The sequence below is a fragment of the Achromobacter sp. ACM04 genome (assembly GCF_014851465.1).
Taxonomy (GTDB): Bacteria; Pseudomonadota; Gammaproteobacteria; order Burkholderiales; family Burkholderiaceae_B; genus Achromobacter; species Achromobacter aegrifaciens.
This window is the reverse complement of record NZ_JACUZS010000005.1, coordinates 592,376-610,887: the sequence shown is the minus strand read 5'-3', so window position 1 is coordinate 610,887 and position 18,512 is coordinate 592,376. Positions and strand designations below refer to the sequence as shown.

The 18,512-nt window shown below is 63.8% G+C and carries 19 protein-coding genes; 14 read left to right on the top strand and 5 right to left on the bottom strand.

What is annotated here, in order from left to right; translation table 11 throughout:
* Positions 1-40 precede the first annotated feature (40 nt).
* The 14 genes from IB259_RS28215 to IB259_RS28150 all read left to right on the top strand — a co-directional run bounded on the left by IB259_RS28215 (position 41) and on the right by IB259_RS28150 (position 14,032).
* Positions 41-1,627: an ABC transporter substrate-binding protein gene (locus IB259_RS28215; RefSeq protein WP_192330711.1), complete on the top strand. Its 1,587-nt coding sequence runs from the start codon at positions 41-43 to the stop codon at positions 1,625-1,627.
* A 7-nt stretch (positions 1,628-1,634) separates the two neighbouring features.
* Positions 1,635-2,609 carry an ABC transporter permease gene (locus tag IB259_RS28210; protein WP_088143535.1) on the top strand — a complete coding sequence of 325 codons (975 nt, stop codon included), beginning with the start codon at positions 1,635-1,637 and terminating at the stop codon, positions 2,607-2,609.
* Positions 2,606-3,526, top strand: a complete 921-nt coding sequence (locus IB259_RS28205) for an ABC transporter permease (RefSeq protein ID WP_054455815.1) — start codon at positions 2,606-2,608, stop codon at positions 3,524-3,526. The genes IB259_RS28210 and IB259_RS28205 overlap by 4 nt, the downstream gene beginning before the upstream one ends.
* An 11-nt stretch (positions 3,527-3,537) precedes the next feature.
* Positions 3,538-4,539, top strand: a complete 1,002-nt coding sequence (locus IB259_RS28200; protein ID WP_192330710.1) for an ABC transporter ATP-binding protein — start codon at positions 3,538-3,540, stop codon at positions 4,537-4,539.
* Positions 4,536-5,552 carry an ABC transporter ATP-binding protein gene (locus IB259_RS28195; RefSeq protein WP_175181607.1) on the top strand — a complete coding sequence of 339 codons (1,017 nt, stop codon included), beginning with the start codon at positions 4,536-4,538 and terminating at the stop codon, positions 5,550-5,552. The genes IB259_RS28200 and IB259_RS28195 overlap by 4 nt, the downstream gene beginning before the upstream one ends.
* Before the next feature lie 28 nt (positions 5,553-5,580).
* Entirely contained in the window at positions 5,581-6,780 is a 1,200-nt protein-coding gene (locus IB259_RS28190; RefSeq protein ID WP_054455809.1) for a M20 aminoacylase family protein, read from the top strand.
* A gap of 359 nt (positions 6,781-7,139) precedes the next feature.
* Positions 7,140-7,535 (top strand): RidA family protein, encoded by a 396-nt coding sequence (locus IB259_RS28185; RefSeq protein WP_054455807.1) that lies wholly within the window; start codon positions 7,140-7,142, stop codon positions 7,533-7,535.
* A gap of 4 nt (positions 7,536-7,539) precedes the next feature.
* Positions 7,540-8,391, top strand: a complete 852-nt coding sequence (locus tag IB259_RS28180; protein ID WP_192330709.1) for a fumarylacetoacetate hydrolase family protein — start codon at positions 7,540-7,542, stop codon at positions 8,389-8,391.
* Between the two features lie 45 nt (positions 8,392-8,436).
* Complete coding sequence (locus IB259_RS28175) at positions 8,437-9,393, top strand: tripartite tricarboxylate transporter substrate binding protein (protein WP_054455803.1); 957 nt, start codon at positions 8,437-8,439, stop codon at positions 9,391-9,393.
* An 83-nt stretch (positions 9,394-9,476) separates the two neighbouring features.
* Entirely contained in the window at positions 9,477-10,151 is a 675-nt protein-coding gene (locus IB259_RS28170) for a GntR family transcriptional regulator (RefSeq protein ID WP_054455801.1), read from the top strand.
* Positions 10,152-10,294: 143 nt separating this feature from the next.
* Positions 10,295-11,200 (top strand): TauD/TfdA family dioxygenase, encoded by a 906-nt coding sequence (locus IB259_RS28165; protein ID WP_192330708.1) that lies wholly within the window; start codon positions 10,295-10,297, stop codon positions 11,198-11,200.
* Between the two features lie 51 nt (positions 11,201-11,251).
* The gene (locus IB259_RS28160; protein ID WP_054455796.1) at positions 11,252-12,295 is read left to right on the top strand and encodes an ABC transporter substrate-binding protein; all 1,044 of its coding nucleotides are present in this window, start codon (positions 11,252-11,254) and stop codon (positions 12,293-12,295) included.
* 1 nt (position 12,296) lies between these two features.
* Positions 12,297-13,142, top strand: coding sequence for an ABC transporter ATP-binding protein (locus IB259_RS28155; protein ID WP_175212933.1), 846 nt, complete (start codon positions 12,297-12,299; stop codon positions 13,140-13,142).
* Between the two features lie 11 nt (positions 13,143-13,153).
* Positions 13,154-14,032 (top strand): ABC transporter permease, encoded by an 879-nt coding sequence (locus IB259_RS28150; protein WP_054455794.1) that lies wholly within the window; start codon positions 13,154-13,156, stop codon positions 14,030-14,032.
* A 78-nt stretch (positions 14,033-14,110) separates the two neighbouring features.
* Here the strand turns inward: IB259_RS28150 and IB259_RS28145 are convergent, their stop codons facing one another.
* The 5 genes from IB259_RS28145 to rpmH all read right to left on the bottom strand — a co-directional run bounded on the left by IB259_RS28145 (position 14,111) and on the right by rpmH (position 18,369).
* Entirely contained in the window at positions 14,111-15,559 is a 1,449-nt protein-coding gene (locus IB259_RS28145; protein ID WP_054455792.1) for a catalase, read from the bottom strand.
* A gap of 257 nt (positions 15,560-15,816) precedes the next feature.
* Positions 15,817-17,493 carry a membrane protein insertase YidC gene (gene yidC / locus IB259_RS28140; protein WP_175181610.1) on the bottom strand — a complete coding sequence of 559 codons (1,677 nt, stop codon included), beginning with the start codon at positions 17,491-17,493 and terminating at the stop codon, positions 15,817-15,819.
* A 48-nt stretch (positions 17,494-17,541) separates the two neighbouring features.
* Entirely contained in the window at positions 17,542-17,814 is a 273-nt protein-coding gene (gene yidD / locus IB259_RS28135; RefSeq protein WP_059376344.1) for a membrane protein insertion efficiency factor YidD, read from the bottom strand.
* Positions 17,811-18,182, bottom strand: a complete 372-nt coding sequence (locus IB259_RS28130; RefSeq protein ID WP_013397083.1) for a ribonuclease P protein component — start codon at positions 18,180-18,182, stop codon at positions 17,811-17,813. The genes yidD and IB259_RS28130 overlap by 4 nt, the downstream gene beginning before the upstream one ends.
* Before the next feature lie 52 nt (positions 18,183-18,234).
* Complete coding sequence (rpmH, locus tag IB259_RS28125; RefSeq protein ID WP_003816025.1) at positions 18,235-18,369, bottom strand: 50S ribosomal protein L34; 135 nt, start codon at positions 18,367-18,369, stop codon at positions 18,235-18,237.
* Positions 18,370-18,512 lie beyond the last annotated feature (143 nt).

Here is an 18,512-nt window from a genome sequence, read left to right as displayed (position 1 = left end):
CCCGGAGGTTCAAAACCCGAAACAATCCAGGGAGATCACAATGGCATCTCGGTTTTCGCGTGTCTTGGCCTGCGGCTCAGCCGCGGTGATATTGGCCTTCGGCACCTTCAGTTCGGCTATGGCCCGCGATCTGGTGATCGCCTTGAAGACCGAACCTTCGTCGATGGATCCGCAGTATCACGCGCTCACGCCCAATACGCAGATCTCCCAGACCATATTCGATACCCTGGTTGCCACCGACGCGCAGCTCAAGCCGCAGCCCGCGCTGGCCGAGTCCTGGACCGTGGACGGCAAGGTGTGGACTTTCAAGCTGCGCCCTAACGTGAAGTTCTCCGACGGCACGCCGTTCACCGCGGAAGACGTGGTCTTTACGTATGCGCGCGTCCCCAAGGTGCCCAACAGTCCCTCGCCGTTCACGCTGTATCTGGGTTCGGTCGAGAAGACCGAAGCGGTCGATCCCAGCACCGTGCGCATCACCACCAAGGACGTGGCGCCGAACCTGCTGGTCAACCTGGCGCAGTTGCCCATCATGTCCAAGAAAGCGGCGTCGGGCCCCGCGGCCGAGGGCAAGACGACGACGGAACTCAATAGCGGCGACGGCCTGATAGGCACCGGTCCCTACAAGTTCGTGTCCTGGAAGCGCGGCGCCGAATTCGTGCTGGCGCGCAACGACAAGTATTGGGGCAAGAAGCCCGAATGGGATCGCGTGGTCTACCGTCCCATCAGCAACGCGGCCGCGCGCGTGGCCGCGCTGCTTGCCGGCGACGTCGACATGATCGAGGATCCCCCAACCGATGACCTGCCCAAGCTCAAGGGCGACAAGAAACTCTATGTAGAGGAAACGCCGTCGGTGCGTGTCGTCTACGTGGCGCTGGACCAGTTCGCCGAGCCCTCGCCGGGCGTGCAAGGCACCGAAAAGAACCCCATGAAGGACAAGCGCGTGCGCGAAGCGCTGTCGCTCGCCATCAACCGCGATGCGCTGGTCGAGCGCGTGATGGGCGGGGTGGCGTTGCCCGCGGGAAATCTGTTGCCCTACCCCATGTTCGGTTCCAGCAAGGAGCATTCGAAGGCTCCCAAGGCCGACGTGGAAAAGGCCAAGGCCTTGTTGAAGGAAGCTGGTTATCCCAACGGCTTTTCCATCACGCTGGGCTCGCCGTCGGGCCGCTATGTCAACGATTCGAAGGTGGCGCAGGCGATCGCGTCGATGTGGACCCGCATCGGCGTGAAGACCAGCGTGGATGCGATGGCGCCCCCGGTGTTCTTCAAGAACCGCGACAGCTATGCGTTCTCGGCCTATTTGGCGGGCTGGTCCGTGACCAGCGGCGAAATGTCCAACGCGCTGACCTCGCTGCTGGTGACGCGCAATCCCGAAGCAGGTTTGGGCACCACCAACCGCAGCCGCTACTCCAATCCCAAGATGGACGCGCTGGTGAAGGAAGCCTCGTCGACCATGGACGATGCCAAGCGTGCGGACCTCTTGTCCAAGGCCAGCAACATCGCCATGGATGACTACGCCATGCTCCCTGTGCATTTCGAGTTGTCGGTATGGGCAATGAAGAGCGACATCCGCTATCAAGGCCGCCCAGACCAAGTCACGCTCGCACAGTTTGCAACGCTGAAGAAGTAAGGCGCTAGTGCTTGCAACGATCGTAAGAAGGCTGCTGCAGACCGTCGTCGTCATGCTCGTCATGTCGGCGCTGGTCTTTGCCGGCATCTACATGGTGGGCGACCCGGTCTCGATGCTGGCCAGCCCGGAAGCGACCGAAGCGCAACGCGCGGCGGTGCGCGCATCGCTGGGCCTGGATCTGCCGCTGTGGCGGCAGTACCTGATCTTCATGGGCCAGGCGGTGCGCGGTGATTTCGGCAACAGCTTCCTGACGGGCGAACCGGCCATGAGGCTGATCCTGGAGCGCATGCCGGCCACGGTGGAACTGGCCTGTGTGGCCATGCTGCTGTCGGTGCTGATCGGCGTGCCGTTGGGCATCCTGGCCGGCCTCAAGCCCAAGGCAGTGGGCTCGCGCGCGATCATGACGGGCTCGGTGCTCGGTTTCTCGCTGCCTAACTTCTGGGTTGGCCTGATGCTCATCATGGTGTTCGCCGTGATACTCGGCTGGGTGCCGGCGGGTGGGCGCGGCCAGACCGTCAGCATCGGATCGCTGCAGTTGAGCGTGCTGACTTTCGACGGCTGGCTGAGCCTGGCGCTGCCTGCGGCCACGATCGCCTTCGCCAAATGCGCAATGATCATCCGCGTGACGCGTGCCGCCACGCGCGAAGCCCTGCCCATGGACTACATCAAGTTCGCGCGCGCCAAGGGCCTGTCTGAAAAGCGCGTACTGGGCGTGCATCTGCTCAAGAACATCCTGATTCCCGTGGTGACGGTGGCGGGCCTGGAGTTCGGCCAGGTGATGGCCTTCGCCGTCGTGACGGAAACCGTGTTTTCCTGGCCGGGCATGGGCAAGCTGCTGATCGATTCCATCATCAACCTGGACCGTCCGGTGGTGGTGGCGTATCTGCTCTTGATCGTGTTCTTCCTGGTCATGCTGAATCTGGTGGTGGACATCATCTACACGGTGCTGGACCCCCGCGTACGCTTGGATAGCCGCCGATGAACACACCCGCCACCGCCGCCGCGCCCCCGGTTCAGGCCAAGGAGCAGACGCCCTGGCGCCGATTCCTGTCGGACTTCTTCGCCAGCAAGCTGGCCACGCTGGGTTTGATCATGCTGGTCGTGATCGTGGGCGCCGCGCTGCTTGCGCCCTGGATCGCGCCGCAGAATCCCTATGATCTGGCGACGCTGGACATCATGGATTCCAAGCTCAAGCCGGGCAGCGAAAGCGGCGACGGCAGCATGCGTTATTGGTTGGGCACAGACGGCCTGGCGCGCGACCTGTTCTCGGCCATCCTTTACGGCATGCGCACCAGCCTGTTGGTGGCCAGCGTTTCGGTACTGGCGGCCTTCGGCATCGGCGCCACGGTGGGCCTGATCGCAGCCTATTTCGGCGGCCGCATCGACGCCTTGCTGATGCGGGTTGTGGATATCCAGTTGTCGTTCCCCGCCATCCTGGTTGCGCTGATGTTGCTGGCGATTCTGGGCAAGGGTGTGGATAAGGTGATCATCGCGCTGATCGTGGTGCAGTGGGCGTATTTCGCGCGCGCCGCGCGCGGCGCGGCGCTGGTCGAGCGCGGCAAGGAATACGTGGAAGCGGCGCGCTGCATGTCGCTGTCGTGGGGGCGCGTGCTGTTTCGTCACGTGCTGCCCAACTGTATGCCGCCGCTGATCGTGATCGCCACCATCGACCTGGCGCATGCGATTGCGCTGGAGGCCACGCTGTCGTTTCTGGGCGTGGGCGTGCCGGTGACGGAGCCGTCGCTGGGCATGCTGATCTACAACGGCTTCGAATATCTGCTGTCCGGTCAGTACTGGATTTCGTTCTTCCCCGGCATTGCGCTGGCGCTGGCCATCATCGCCATCAATCTGGTGGGCGACCACCTGCGCGATGTGCTCAACCCGCGCCACGCGAATTGAGGGTGGGCGCCATGCAGACACCTGTGGAAAAGTCCCCGGCGACGCCCATACTCGAGGTGCATGGCCTGAAGACGCACTTCTACACGCGCAATGGCGTGGTGAAGGCGGTGGATGGTGTGGACCTGACGCTGGCCGAAGGCGAGATCCTGGGACTGGTGGGCGAATCGGGGTCGGGCAAGAGCATCACCGGCTTTTCGCTGATGGGACTGCTGGATGAGCCGGGCCGCATCGTCGACGGCACCTTGCGCTTGAACGGCGAGGACTTGCGCAACGCGACACCCGCGCGCTGGCGCGAGCTCAGGGGCCAGGAGATCGCCATGATCTTCCAGGATCCCATGATGACCCTGAACCCGGTACTGCGCGTCGATACGCAGATGATCGAGGCGGTGCAGGCGCACAGCAAGGTATCGCGCGAGCAAGCCCGCCAGCGCGCCTTGCAGACACTCGCCATGGTGGGCATCCCTTCGCCCGAGGAGCGCCTGCGCACCTATCCGCACCAATTATCAGGCGGCATGCGGCAGCGCGTGGCGATCGCGACTGCGCTCTTGAATTCGCCGCGCCTGATCATCGCCGACGAGCCCACCACGGCGCTGGATGTGACCATACAAGGACAGATCCTGTTCGAAGTGCAGAAGCTGTGCCGCGAAACCGGCACCGCGCTGATCTGGATCACGCACGACCTTGCCGTGGTCGCGGGCCTGGCGGACCGCGTGTCGGTCATGTATGCGGGGCGCGTAGTCGAAACCGGCACCACGCAGGCGGTCATCAGCCATCCCATGCATCCCTACACGCATGGCCTGATCGCTTCCATACCCACGCCCGAATCCCGTGGCAGGCCGCTGGTTCCGATTCCCGGCATGACGCCGTCGCTGCTCAACCTGCCGCAAGGCTGTGCGTTCCGTGGGCGCTGCCCGCGCGCCACCGACGCCTGTCTGGTCGAACCGCAGCCCGTGGAGGTGCGCCCGGCGCAATGGGTGCGTTGCTGGCATGCCGGAGGGCCAGATACCAAATGAACGCCGCAGAACGAGATCCCGCGGTCCCTATCCTGTCGTTGCGCGAGGTCGAGCTGCGCTTCGTGCAGCCCGTGGACCTGGCCGGCCGAATCGCCAACCTGCTGGGCGCCGGTTTGAAGACGCAGGTCGTGCATGCAGTGGCGGGTGTGGACCTGGATGTGCGGCCGGGCGAAGTGATAGGCATCGTGGGCGAATCCGGCTGTGGAAAATCCACGCTGGGCCGTATCGTGTCAGGCATCCTGCCGCCGACGGCGGGCGAAGTCAGCTACAAGGGCCGCGCCGTGAAGGCCATGGCGGGCCCGGAACGGCGTGCCTATGAGCTGGGCGTGCAGATGATCTTCCAGGATCCCTATGCCTCGCTGAACCCGCGTATGCGCGTGCGCGAGATCATCGGCGAGGCGCCCGTGGCGCACGGCCTGGTCCGCGCGCGCGACAAAGCCGAGTACGTCGCCGGGCTGATGCGCCAGGTGGGGCTGGATCCGGCTTTTGCACAGCGTTATCCCCATCAATTCTCTGGCGGCCAGAGGCAGCGCGTAGGAATTGCGCGGGCGCTCGCGCTCAAGCCTTCGGTCATAGTTTGCGACGAGGCGGTCGCCGCGCTGGACGTGTCGATCCAGGCCCAGGTGCTTAATCTGTTCGAACGGTTGCGTGCGGACTTGGACCTGACCTATCTTTTCATCAGCCACAACCTCAGCGTAGTCAGCCACATCTCGGACCGCGTGGCCATCATGTATCTGGGCCGCGTGGTGGAGCTGGCGCCTACCGACACGGTCTTTCAGCGGGCCAACCATCCGTACACGCAGGCCTTGCTGAAGGAACTGCCGACGCTGCAGCCGGGGCGGCGCACCTACCAGCCCATCAAGGGCGAACTGCCGTCGCCGCTGGACCCGCCGACGGGCTGCGCCTTCCACCCGCGTTGCCCGCATGCGATGCCGCGCTGCAAGGCAGAACGGCCGTTGCTGCGTGAAGTCGCCCCGGGTCAGTTCAGCGCCTGCCATCTGAACGATACGTGAATTCAACTCTTACGCCTTATCCACAGCCATGAAAACCATAGACGAAATCGAACGCGCCCACGGCGACCTCACCGCGCTGCGGCGGGATATCCACGCCCATCCGGAACTTGCTTTCCAGGAAACGCGCACGTCCGCGCTGGTCGCGGAGCGTTTGCGCGGCTGGGGCCTGGAAGTCCACACGGGGCTGGGGAAAACCGGCGTGGTGGGTATTTTGCGCGGCGGCAACGGCAAGAAAACCATAGGTTTGCGCGCCGACATGGACGCGCTGCCCATGCCCGAGCACAACCGCTTTGCGCACAAGTCCACCATCAGCGGACGCATGCACGGCTGCGGCCACGACGGACACACGACCATGCTGCTGGGGGCGGCGCAATACTTGTCCACACACCGCGATTTCGATGGCACGGTGGTGTTCATCTTCCAGCCGGCCGAGGAAGGCGGCAACGCCGGCGCGCGCGCCATGATGCAGGACGGCCTGTTCGACAAATTCCCTTGCGACGCGGTGTTCGGCATTCACAACATGCCCGGCATGCCGGTCAACCAGTTCGGTTTTCGGGCGGGCCCGACCATGGCCTCCAGCAACCGCTGGGACATCGTCATCAAGGGCGTGGGCGGCCACGCGGCGCAGCCGCATGCATCGGTGGACCCCATCATTGTCGCGGCCGACATGGTGCATGCCCTGCAGACGGTGATCTCGCGCAGCAAGAATCCGCTGGAGCAGGCCGTGCTTTCGATCACGCAGATCCACGCGGGCGACGCCTACAACGTGATTCCCGGCGAAGCCGTGCTGCGCGGCACCGTGCGTACCTATTCGGTGGAGACCCTGGACAAGATCGAGGCGGACATGCGCCGCATCGCGACCACCTTGCCGCAGGTCTACGGCGGGACGGGCGAACTGGATTTCGTGCGCGCATATCCCCCGCTGGTGAATTGGGAAAAGGAAACCGCCTTTGCCGCCCAAGTCGCCGAAGACGCGTTCGGCGCTGAAAACGTGCAGCGCGAGATGCCGCCCTTCATGGGGGCGGAGGACTTTTCCTTCTTCCTGGAAGCGGTGCCTGGGACCTACCTGTTCCTCGGCAACGGCGACGGCGACCATCGCATGGAGACCTATCACGGCATGGGTCCGTGCCAGTTGCACAACCCGAATTACGACTTCAACGACGCCTTGCTGCCGGTAGGCGCAACATATTGGGTAAAACTGGTTCAGGCTTTTCTGCCGAAGTCCTGATCCACGCAAGTCTTTGATTTAAAAGGCGCGGGCTCCGTACGGACCGCGCCTTTTTTCATGGCCGGGCAAGGTTGTACACAGGCTGTCCACCTGCTATTCACCGCCTATCCACCGGGATATCCCCCGACAATCCACCGCTTTTCCCTGGCTTGCCACCAGGCTTATCCCAAGACTTATCCACAGGCTTGGCAGCGCGATTGGTCAGTGAAATTCGCTCGTTCCCAGGGTAAATGCGTATGCCTGCGAGGCCGGCACGGCCTTGACTGACGCCGGCATGCCAGCCTAGCATTGATATAACTGTGAAATATCACTGTTATTTTTAACCGGCAATTCCAACCCAACTTCGAACAGGAAATCCCATGGTCCAGAAAGTCCGCATTACCAGCCCCCACGTCGCCGAAGCCGAGCCCGGCCTGTGGTCCAACTGCCTGCGCGTGAAAGACTCGGTCTACCTGTCGGGACTGACCGCCCGCGCCAACGACGGGAGCACCATCCAGGGCGCGAATGCCTACGAACAAGCCCAGGTCATCTTTGCGAAGATGAAGCATCTCCTGGAAGCGGCGGGCGGCCAGATCGACGACATGGTCACGCTGACGATCTTCCTGACCAACATGGCCGACAACCAGCAAGTGTGGAAGGCGCGTCGCGAATTCTTCAGCGGCGATTTCCCCGCCTGCGCGCTGGTGCAGGTATCCGCCCTGGCCAAGCCTGAGATCCTGGTGGAAATCCAGGGCCAGGCCCGTCTTGCGGACTGACACCATGAAAATCGTTCGCTATGCCAGCGAATCCGGCCCGGTATTGGGCCGGCTGGACGGCCAAGCTATCACGCCCTTTCAGGGCGTGGCCGACGTACAGACGCTGTTGAGCCAGGTCGCGCACGCCAGCGGCGCGGCTGTGGCACTGGATTCGGTACGCCTGCTCGCACCCATCGTCCCGCAACGCAATGTGTTCTGCGTCGGCTGGAATTACCTGAAACACTACGACGAAAGCAAAGGCAAGCGCGAAGGCCAAGAGGTCGAGCTGCCTGAACGCCCCACTTTCTTCAGCAAGCTGCCGACTACCGTCGCCGGACCGCAAGACAGCGTGCCGTTGCATGAAGCCTATACGTCCAAGCTGGATTGGGAGGTCGAGCTGGCCGTGGTGATCGGCAAGGAAGGACGCGATATCGCTGAGGAGGATGCCCTGGAACATGTGTTCGGCTACACGGTGGCCAATGACCTCAGTGCACGCGATCTGCAGCGTGCGCACGGCGCGCAATGGTTCAAGGGCAAGAGCCTGGACGCGACCTGCCCGATGGGGCCGGTCCTGGTCACCGCCGATGAGATCGACGATCCGCAGAATCTCGCCCTGAGCTGCGGGGTCAATGGTGTGCGCATGCAGGCTGGCCATACCCGCAATCAGATCTTCAGCGTGGCGCGCGTGATCGCGGAGCTGTCGCAGGGACTGACCTTGCTGCCCGGCGACGTCATCCTCACCGGCACGCCTGAAGGGATAGGAGCGGCCCGCCAGCCTCCCTTGTTCCTGCGTGATGGCGACGTCGTGGAGTGTTGGGTGGACGGCATAGGTTCACTGCGCAACGTCGTGCGCGCAGGCCTGCGCTACGCGGAATAAGCCGCCTGCCGTGCGGCACCAATGACAAATCAAGGGGTAAACATTATGAAGAAAACCGTATTGGCCGCCGCGCTGGCGCTGGCGAGCATGAGCGCCGCCGCCGACACGTTCCCGTCGCAGCCCATGACGCTGATCGTGCCGTATACCGCAGGCGGCTCCTCCGACGCGCTGGCGCGGGCGCTGACCAAGGCCATTGCGAAGAACACCGGAGCCAACATCATCGTCGAAAACCGTCCCGGCGGCAGTACCGTGATCGGCGCACAGACCTTGCTGGGCAAGCCGGCTGACGGCAACACGGTCCTGCTGATCGCAGCAAGCTTCGTCATCAATCCCTATCTGTTGAACCAGCTGCCCTATGACAGCGTGAAGGACTTCCAGCCGGTCACGCAGCTGGCGTCCAACCCGCATGTGTTGGTGGTCGGACCCAAGGTGCCGGCCGGCGATCTCAAGGCGTTCCTGGCCTGGGCCAAGGACCAGGGCGACAAGGCGACCTTCTCTTCGTTCGGCAATGGCTCATCAGGCCATCTGGGATTCGAGATGCTGAAAAAACAGGCCGGCGTGGGCATGATGCACGTGCCGTACAAGGGCGCGGCGCCAGCGACCATGGCGGTACTGAGCGGCGAAGTGGATGCGACGCTCGGGGACGTGGGCGTGGTTGCGCCGCATATCCAGGCGGGCAAGCTGCGCGCCCTGGCAGTGGCTGGAAGCGCGCGCACGCCAGCGCTGCCCGATGTGCCGACCTTTGCCGAGGCCGGCCTGCCGGGCTTCGAATCGCAAACCTGGATGGGGCTGCTCACGCGCACGGGCGTGCCCGCCGATCGCGTGCAGCGTCTGAACCAGATGTACTCCGAAGCGCTGCAGGATGCCGACGTGCGCCAGATCCTGGCGCAGCAGGGCATGGTGGCTGCAGCCTCCACGCCAGATGCGTTCGCGGCATACATGAAAGCCGAATCCGCCAAGTACGGACAGGCCATCAAGGACGGCAACGTGCGCATCGACTGAGGAAACGCTGGCCCGCCCGCACCGGTCGCTATAATCGCAGCGGTCTGCGCCGGTTGCGGCGCGTGGTCAGCAACCATCACCGCATGCCCAAAACCCCTACCCCCAAGCGACAGCAGGAAGACACCGCGCCGGCGGCTTCGCTCGGCGAACAGGCGTATCTCGCGATCAAGCGCATGATCCTCACGCAGGAGCTGCGCGCCGGGGACCAGATCAATGTCGCACAACTGAGCGAACAGCTGTCGCTGGGCCGCAGCCCCATCCATCTGGCCATACACCGGCTGGACCGCGAGGGGCTGGTGGACATCCTGCCGCGCAAGGGCATCCTCGTCAAAGCGGAAACCATAGACAGCTTCCTGGAGCTGATCGCCGCGCGCCTGCTGGTCGAACCGCATCTGACAGGCCTGGCGGTGGACAATGCCACCCCGGCGCTGCTGGAACGCCTGCAAGCGTTGGTGGCGGCTGGCTGGGAATGCCATGAACGCCAGGACCGGTTGGGCAGCATGGAGATCGACCGCAGGTTCCACCAGACGCTGTACGAAGCCGCCCGCAATGACATCCTTGCGGAGTTTGCCGGCAGCCTGCTGGACCGTTCCATGCGCCTGTGGTTCCGCCCGCCTGCGGGCAAGGCGGAAAAGCCCAACGTGGCCGAACTGGAAGACCTGTACAAGATGGTCGAGCGTGGCGATAAAAAGGCCGCAGTGCGCAAGATGGAGCAGCACATCGGCTCCGTGCGCGGCAAGTTCCTCTCGCGCGAATAAGCTTATAGCCACAACGCGATGGCGCGCCATATGACGCGCAGGCTTGAACAAAGGCCGAATAATTCGTTTGCGTAGGGGTTGCGCGTTTTCATAATGGACCGTTCCTGAGCCGGCCTGGCCGGCATTCGCGCAAGGAGCGATCCATGTCCCAGAGCAACGCGCTGCGCCGGTCCGAGGTGTATGCCGAACCCGCTGCGCAAGCCTTTTCGATCCGCCCGCTGGCAGCCGTGACCGGCGCCGAAATCATCGGCGTCGACCTGTCGCGCGAGCTGACCCCGGCCGATTTCGCGCAGGTGCATCGCGCCCATCTGGACCATCACCTGCTGGTGTTCCGCGATCAGCGCATCACGCCGCAGCAGCACATCGATTTCAGCCGCCGCTTTGGCCGTCTGATGATCCACGTGCTGCATCAGTTCCATCTGGCCGGGCATCCCGAGATCCTCATCGTTTCCAACATCGTTGAAGACGGCAAGCCGATAGGGCTGGGCGATGCCGGCAAGTATTGGCATTCGGATATCTCGTACAAGGAATTGCCCAGCCTGGGGTCGCTGCTGCACGCGCAGGAGCTGCCCACGCAAGGCGGCGACACGCTATTCGCCGACATGCACGTGGCGTACGACACTCTGCCCGCCGCATTGCGAGACGCCATCGAAGGCAAGCGCGCCGTGCATTCCTACCTGGCCAAATACGGCCAGTTACAGAAGGAAGGCTCGTGGCGTCCCAATCTCAGCGCGCAACAGGTGGCGCAGGTGCAGGAAGTGGTGCATCCGGTCGTGCGCACGCATCCGGAGACGGGCCGCCGCGCGCTGTTCGTGAGCGAAGGCTTCACCACCCGCATCGAGGGCCTGCCCGAAGACGAGAGCCGCCAGATCCTGGACGAACTGTTTGCCCACAGCATCCGGCCCGAACACATCTACCGCCACCAATGGCAGCCGCATGATCTGGTGTTCTGGGACAACCGCTCGTTGATCCATCTGGCCGGCGGTACGCCGGATCACCTGCGCCGCAAGCTGTACCGCACGACGATCGAAGGCGACGTGCCGTTCTGACGTCGCGCGCCCCTTAATTTCGCGCAAAACCATTTATCCACAGGGTCCGCCATGGGTTTTTCCTCCGCTGTACGTGATCGTTTGGTCCAGGCCGCCACCGGCGCGGGCCTGGCGTTGATACTTGCCGTGCTGGCGCTGGCTTCGCCGACGCCGGCCATGGCGGAGGGCCGCATCCGCATCGCCGAGCAGTACGGCATCGTGTATCTGCTGTTGAACGTGGCGCGCGATCAGCAACTGATCGAAAAGCACGGCAAGGCCGATGGTGTGGATATCTCGGTCGAGTGGGCCAAGCTGTCGGGCGGTTCGGCCGTGAACGATGCGCTGTTGTCCGGGGCTGTGGATATCGCGGGGGCAGGCGTGGGGCCGCTGTTGACGATCTGGGACCGCACGCGCGGCAAGCAGAACGTGAAGGGCGTGGCCTCGCTGGGCAATTTTCCCTATTACCTGGTCAGCAACAATCCCAACGTGAAGACGATTGCGGACTTCACCGACAAGGACCGCATCGCGGTGCCGGCGGTGGGCGTGTCGGTGCAGTCTCGCGTGTTGCAGCTGGCGTCGGCCAAACTGTGGGGCGACGCGCAGTTCAACAAGCTGGACAAGATTTCCGTCGCCCTGCCGCATCCGGACGCGGCCGCCGCCATCATCGCGGGCGGCACGGAAATCACGGGGCATTTCGGCAACCCGCCCTTCCAGGAGCAGGAGCTGGCCGAGAATCCCAAGGCGCGCATCGTGCTCAATTCCTATGACGTGCTGGGCGGGCCCAGTTCGTCCACGGTGTTGTTTGCGACCGAGAAATTCCGCAAGGAAAATCCCAAGACCTACAAGGCATTCCAGGCCGCGCTGAAGGAAGCGGCGCAGTTCGCCAGCGCCAACCCGGAAAAGGCCGCGGATACTTATCTGCGCGTTACCGGCGCAAAGCTGGACCGCGATTTCCTGATCAAAGTGATCAAGAACCCCGACGTGCAGTTCAAGCTGGAACCGCAGAATACCTATGCGCTGGCCGAGTTCATGCACAAGGTGGGCGCGATCAAGAATGCGCCGGCCAGTTGGCGAGATTATTTCTTTGACGACCCCGTCACAGCCCAAGGCAGTTGAGATGGGATTGAGCGCTGCCTCCCCTGTGGATAACACCGAAAAGGCCACGCCTTTGCTGGCTGTGGATAAGGTGTCGATCGAATACAAGACGCGCGAAAGGCGCGTGCGCGCCACGCATCAGGTCAGTTTCGACGTGCACGAAGCAGAGCGTTTCATCCTGCTGGGCGCGTCCGGTTGCGGCAAATCCACGCTGCTTAAGGCAATTGCGGGCTTCATAGAACCGACCGAAGGGCGCATTGCCATCGATGGCAATGCCGTGCGCGGCCCGGGGCCAGACCGCATCGTGGTGTTCCAGGAATTCGACCAGCTGCCGCCATGGAAGACGTTGCGGCAGAACGTGGCGTTTCCGCTGGTGGCTTCACGCAAACTCAACCGTCGCGAGGCCGACGAGCGCGCCATGCACTACCTGGACAAGGTGGGGTTGTCCGCGTTCGCCGATGCCTATCCGCATACGTTGTCCGGCGGCATGAAGCAGCGCGTGGCCATTGCGCGCGCCCTGGCGATGCAGCCGCGTGTGCTTTTGATGGACGAGCCCTTCGCGGCGCTGGACGCGTTGACGCGGCGGCGCATGCAGGAAGAATTGCTGGCGCTGTGGGAAGACGTGCGTTTCACGCTGCTGTTCGTCACCCATTCCATCGAAGAGGCATTGGTGCTGGGCAGCCGAGTGCTGTTGCTGTCACCGCATCCGGGGCGCGTGCGCGCGGAACTGAACGCCCATGCCTATGGGCTGCATAGCCAGGGTTCGGCTGCGTTCCAGTCTGCGGCCAGGCGCGTCCATGATCTGCTGTTCGATGTGGCGCCTGCGGAACAGTCCGCTGAACTTGCCGCTGAACGGGCCGCGGCCTGAAGGACTTCCGCATGAACAACGCATACGCAGGCGCCGTGCCCATCCGTCCCGAAGTGGAGTACGAGCTGCCGCCCTTGCCCGCGCAAGCGGGCGAAGCGCCCCTGCCCTGGCATGAACGCCTGTGGCAGCACGCCAGCCTGCGCAAGCTGGCGATCCTGGCGCTATTGGCCGGCATCTGGGAGCTGGCGGCGCGCTACACCGACAATGATCTGCTGCTGCCCAGCGCATCGCAGACGGCGGTCGCCTTCGTGCAGGGCATCGCAGGCGGCGAACTGCTGGCACGCGCCGGGCAATCGTTGCGCGTGCTGGCGCAGGGATATGCGGCGGGCGTGCTGCTGGCCTTTGTGCTGACCACGCTGGCGGTGTCGACGCGTTTCGGTCGCGATCTGCTGTCCACCTTGACGGCCATGTTCAATCCCCTGCCGGCGATTGCGCTGCTGCCGCTGGCGCTGCTGTGGTTCGGCCTGGGCGAAGGCAGCCTGGTGTTCGTTCTGATCCATTCGGTGTTGTGGGCGCTGGCGCTGAACATGTACGCGGGTTTTCTGGGGGTATCGGATACCTTGCGCATGGCGGGCCGCAACTATGGATTGAGCGGTCTGCGCTACGTGTTGCAGATTCTGGTGCCTGCCGCCCTGCCCGCCATCCTGGCCGGGCTGAGGATAGGCTGGGCCTTTGCGTGGCGCACATTGATCGCCGCGGAACTGGTGTTCGGCGCGTCCAGCGGCAAGGGCGGCCTGGGCTGGTACATCTTTCAGAACCGCAACGAGTTATACACAGACCGCGTGTTCGCGGGGTTGGCGGCGGTGGTGATCATCGGCCTGCTTGTGGAAAACCTGGTGTTCGACACCGTGGAGCGTTTCACGGTCAGGCGCTGGGGCATGCAGCGCTGATTGTCTCGGCGCAGAGCCGCGCAGCAGCCAAAAAAAGGCGGCCCCTCGGGGCCGCCTTGCGCATGGGCGCGTCGCGGATTACAGCTTCAGTCCCAGCGCCTTGGCCACGCCGGCGGCGTAGGCGGGATCGGCCTTGCGGAAGTGTTCCAGCTGGCGGCGCTGGATTTCTTCCGGGACGCCGGCCATGTGGCGGCCGATGTTGCCGAACAGCAGCTCCTGCTGCGCTGGCGTCATCAGGCGGAACAAGGCGCCCGGTTGCGAGTAGTAGTCATCGTCCACGCGGTGATTCCAGCGCGCTGCCGCCTGGCCGTCCAGCGCCAGCGGCGGCTCGCCTGCCGACGGGGTTTCCTTCCACTCGCCCGCGCTGTTGGGCTCGTAGTTCAGCGTCGCCCCGACGTTGCCGTCGACACGGCCGGCGCCGTCGCGGTGAAAGCTGTGAAACGGGCAGCGCGGCGCGTTCACCGGGATCTGGTGGTGGTTGATGCCCAGGCGATAGCGGTGCGTGTCGCCGTAGGAGAACAGCCGGCCTTGCAGCATCTTGTCCGGCGAAAATCCGATACCGGGGACCACGTTGGCCGGGGTGAAGGCGGCCTGCTCGACCTCGGCAAAGTAGTTCTCGGGGTTCTTGTTCAGCTCCAGCACGCCGACTTCGATCAGCGGATAGTCGCCGTGCGGCCAGACCTTGGTCAGGTCGAAGGGGTTGATATGGTAAGTCGCGGCTTCGGCCTCGGGCATGATCTGCACCTTCAGCGTCCACTTCGGGAAGTTGCCCTTTTCGATGTTCTCGAACAGGTCGCGCTGCGAGCTTTCGCGGTCATGGGCGACCACTTGCGCCGCTTCCTCGTCGCTCAGACAGGCGATGCCTTGCTGCGACTTGAAGTGGAATTTCACATAGAAGCGCTCGCCGTCCTTGTTGATGAAACTGAACGTGTGCGAACCGAAGCCGTGCTGCTGGCGCAGGTTGGCGGGAATGCCGCGATCGCTCATCAGGGTGGTGACCTGATGCAGCGATTCGGGATTGAGCGACCAGAAGTCCCAGGCGGCGGTGGCGCTGCGCAGGTTGGTCTTGGGGTCGCGCTTCTGGGTGTGGATGAAGTCCGGAAATTTCAGCGGATCACGGATGAAGAAGACCGGCGTGTTGTTGCCGACCAGGTCCCAGTTGCCTTCCTCGGTGTAGAACTTGATGGCGAAACCGCGCACGTCGCGTTCGGCGTCAGCCGCGCCGCGCTCGCCGGCCACGGTCGAGAAACGCAGGAACAGCGGGGTCTGCTTGCCGACCTGGGAAAAGAGGTTGGCGCGGGTGTAGCGCGAGATGTCGTGGGTGACAGTGAGGGTGCCATAGGCGCCCGAACCCTTGGCGTGCACCACGCGTTCGGGGATGCGTTCGCGGTCGAAGTGGGCGAGCTTTTCAATCAGCCAGAAGTCTTCCAACAGCGCCGGGCCGCGCGGGCCGGCAGTCAGCGTGTTGTTGTTGTCGGCCACCGGCGCGCCAGCGGCGGTGGTCAGATGCGTCTTCTTGTCGGTCATAGCACACTCCCTATGAAATGCCTGGAATGCGGGGGCCGCAGAGGGGCCCGCGCCGTGTCTGGGATAGCCCGGCATTGCCGGCCTGGGGCTATCTCCGACACATCATAGGGGTCTTGCCTTACCGTGTGAAGTTGATTGATCTATAAAACTTGATAAAAAATAACTATCAAGAAAATCAGGAATCGGCATCGGTGGCGGCCGCTAGGCGAAAAAAAAACCGGTCCGCATGGGACCGGTTTCTTGCGCGGGAGCAGATATCAGCGGTTGGCTGCGGCTTCCGTCTTGCGCTGCATGGCGCGGGTGATGGACCACTGCTGGGCGATCGACAGGGTGTTGTTGACGCACCAGTAGAGCACCAGGCCAGCCGGGAAGAAGAACATCATCCCGCCGAACACCAGCGGCATGATCATCATGACCTTGGCCTGGACGGGGTCCGGGGGCGTCGGGTTCAGTTTGATCTGCAGGAACATGGTGGCCATCATGATGGCGGGCAGGATGAAGTACGGGTCGCGGATCGACAGGTCGTGCACCCACAGGATCCACGGCGCGCCGCGCATTTCCACGCTGGCCAGCAGCACCCAGTACAGCGAGATGAACACCGGGATCTGCACCAGCATGGGCAGGCAGCCGCCCAGCGGGTTGATCTTCTCGGTGCGGTACATCTCCATCATGGCCGCATTGAGTTTCTGCTTGTCGTCGCCGTACTTTTCCTTCAGGGCCTGCAGGCGCGGAGCCACCTGCTTCATGCGGGCCATGGAGCGGTAGCTGGCGGCGGCCAGGGGGTAGAACACGGCCTTGATCAGCACGGTCAGCGCCACGATCGTCCAGCCCCAGTTGCCCAGGATGGAATGCAGCCAGGTCATCAGCTTGAACAGCGGCTTGGCGATGATGGTCAGCCAGCCATAGTCGACCACCAGTTCCAGGCCGGGGGCCAGGGCGGCCATGGCCTTCTGGTCTTGCGGACCGACCCACAGGTGCGAATCGACGCGCGTGGCGGCGCCAGGGGCGATCTCGCCCACTGCCTCGATGCTGCGGGCGGCGTACAGGTTCTTCTGCACTTCCAGCAGTTCGTTGGTGCGCGGCTTGCCCTGCGGGGGCACCCAGGCGGTGGCGAAGTAGTGCTGGACCACGGCGATCCAGCCGTTGTCCGATTGCTTGATGTAGCTGGCCTTCTTCTTTTCGATGTCGCTGAAGGTGATCTTCTGGAACTTGTCCTGTTCCGAGTAGACGGCGAAACCGGTGAAGGTGTGATAGAAGCTGGACGTGTCGGCGGGGTCGTTGCCGTCGCGTTCGAGCTGCAGGTACAGGGCGGGCGACACGGGGCCGGCGCTGACGTTGGCCAGGTCGTGGCGCACGTCGATGTCATAGCGGCCGCGGTGCAGGGTGAACGTCTTGGTGACCTTCACGCCGCCGGATTCGCCCTCGAAGGCGACCACCAGGTTGTCGCCGGTCAGCTGGCGTTCCGAGGACACGACGCGGAAAGGCGTCTGGTGCGTGGGGAAGCTTTGGCCGTTGGGGGCGCCGACCACGCCGGTCTGCACCACGTAGTTCAGGCCAGCGGCGCGGTCCAGCAGCACCGTGGGCTTGTCGGGCTGGCCGGTGGCCGGGTACTTCAGCAGTTCGGCGCGCACCAGCTGGGCGCCCATGGTGTCGAACGTCAGGCGCAGCACGTCGGTCGTGATGACGACTTCTTCCGAGCGCGCGGCAGCAGGCGCGGCGGCGCCGGGCACGGCGGACGCAGCGGCAGCCGCGGGGGCGGGCGTGCTGGGCACCGAAGGCGTTGCGTTGTTCGTGGCGGCCTGCGGCTCGCTCGTGGTGGCGGCAGGCGTGGGGCCGAACAGCGACGGCTTGCCGTTATGGATCTGCCAGTTGTTCCATAGGAGCAACAGCGAGAAGGAAAAAATCATCCAGAGGACGGTTCGTCGGATATCCATGGTGCCTACTGAGGTGAATACGGGCCAGCAAAGCCCGCCAGTTTAGCGTCAATCATGCTCGGTGCGGTGGCTGTGGGAACAGCACGAGGGGCCATTGGTTCCCTTGGAGGGCGGAACCGGGTCCAATCCGCCCGGCGACCAAGGGTGGCAGCGGCCGATGCGCCGGACTGCCAGCCAGAAGCCGCGCCAGGCGCCGTGGCGCTCGATCGCTTCGATCGCATACGCCGAGCAGGTCGGGGTAAAGCGGCACTGCCTGCCGATCCAGGGGCTCAGGAAAAACCTGTAGAACCGGATCGGGGCAATGAGTAAAGCCTTGATCATCGCGCTATCCGCTCAAAGTGAGCGTCCACTTCGGCTCTTGCCGCGCGTTTCAGCGCGGTAAGCGTGGCGGGCGCAACCTTGCTATGCAGGCGCACGACGTAATCTTTGGCCGGCAGTCCCAGGCGCCGATGGCGGAACGCCTCGCGGATGACCCGCTTGATGGCGTTGCGCGTACTGGCGTGGGCGGCGAACCGCTTGGCGATCACCAGGCCCAGACGCGCACAGGCGTCCTGGCCGGGAGGCAGATCATTGGGAGCCGCGCTCACAATGAAGAACGCCCCTCGGGCAAGACGCCGGCCTTTGAGGGCGGCGGCGAACTCGGAGGGGCGATGCAGCCGCGCCTCCGGCGGAAGCGTGGAGCGCGGCATGGACTGCAAAATCAGGCGTCAGGATTTTCCGGACAAGCCGGAAAAACAGGACTTAGACGGCCAGACGCTTGCGGCCCTTGGCGCGGCGGGCATTCAGGATGGCGCGGCCAGCGCGGGTTTTCATGCGCACGCGGAAACCATGGGTGCGCTTGCGACGGGTAACGGAAGGTTGGTAGGTACGTTTCATGGACGATCCACAAAAAGAACAAAAGTCAGAAGGGACCTGCCCGGAAGGGTTCCTGGTCGCGCATTCAGGAAGCGGGTATCTAATGAGCATTTTTGCAACAGGTGCAAAAAAACAGCTCGTAGACGGGGCTCTGACCGGGAAAC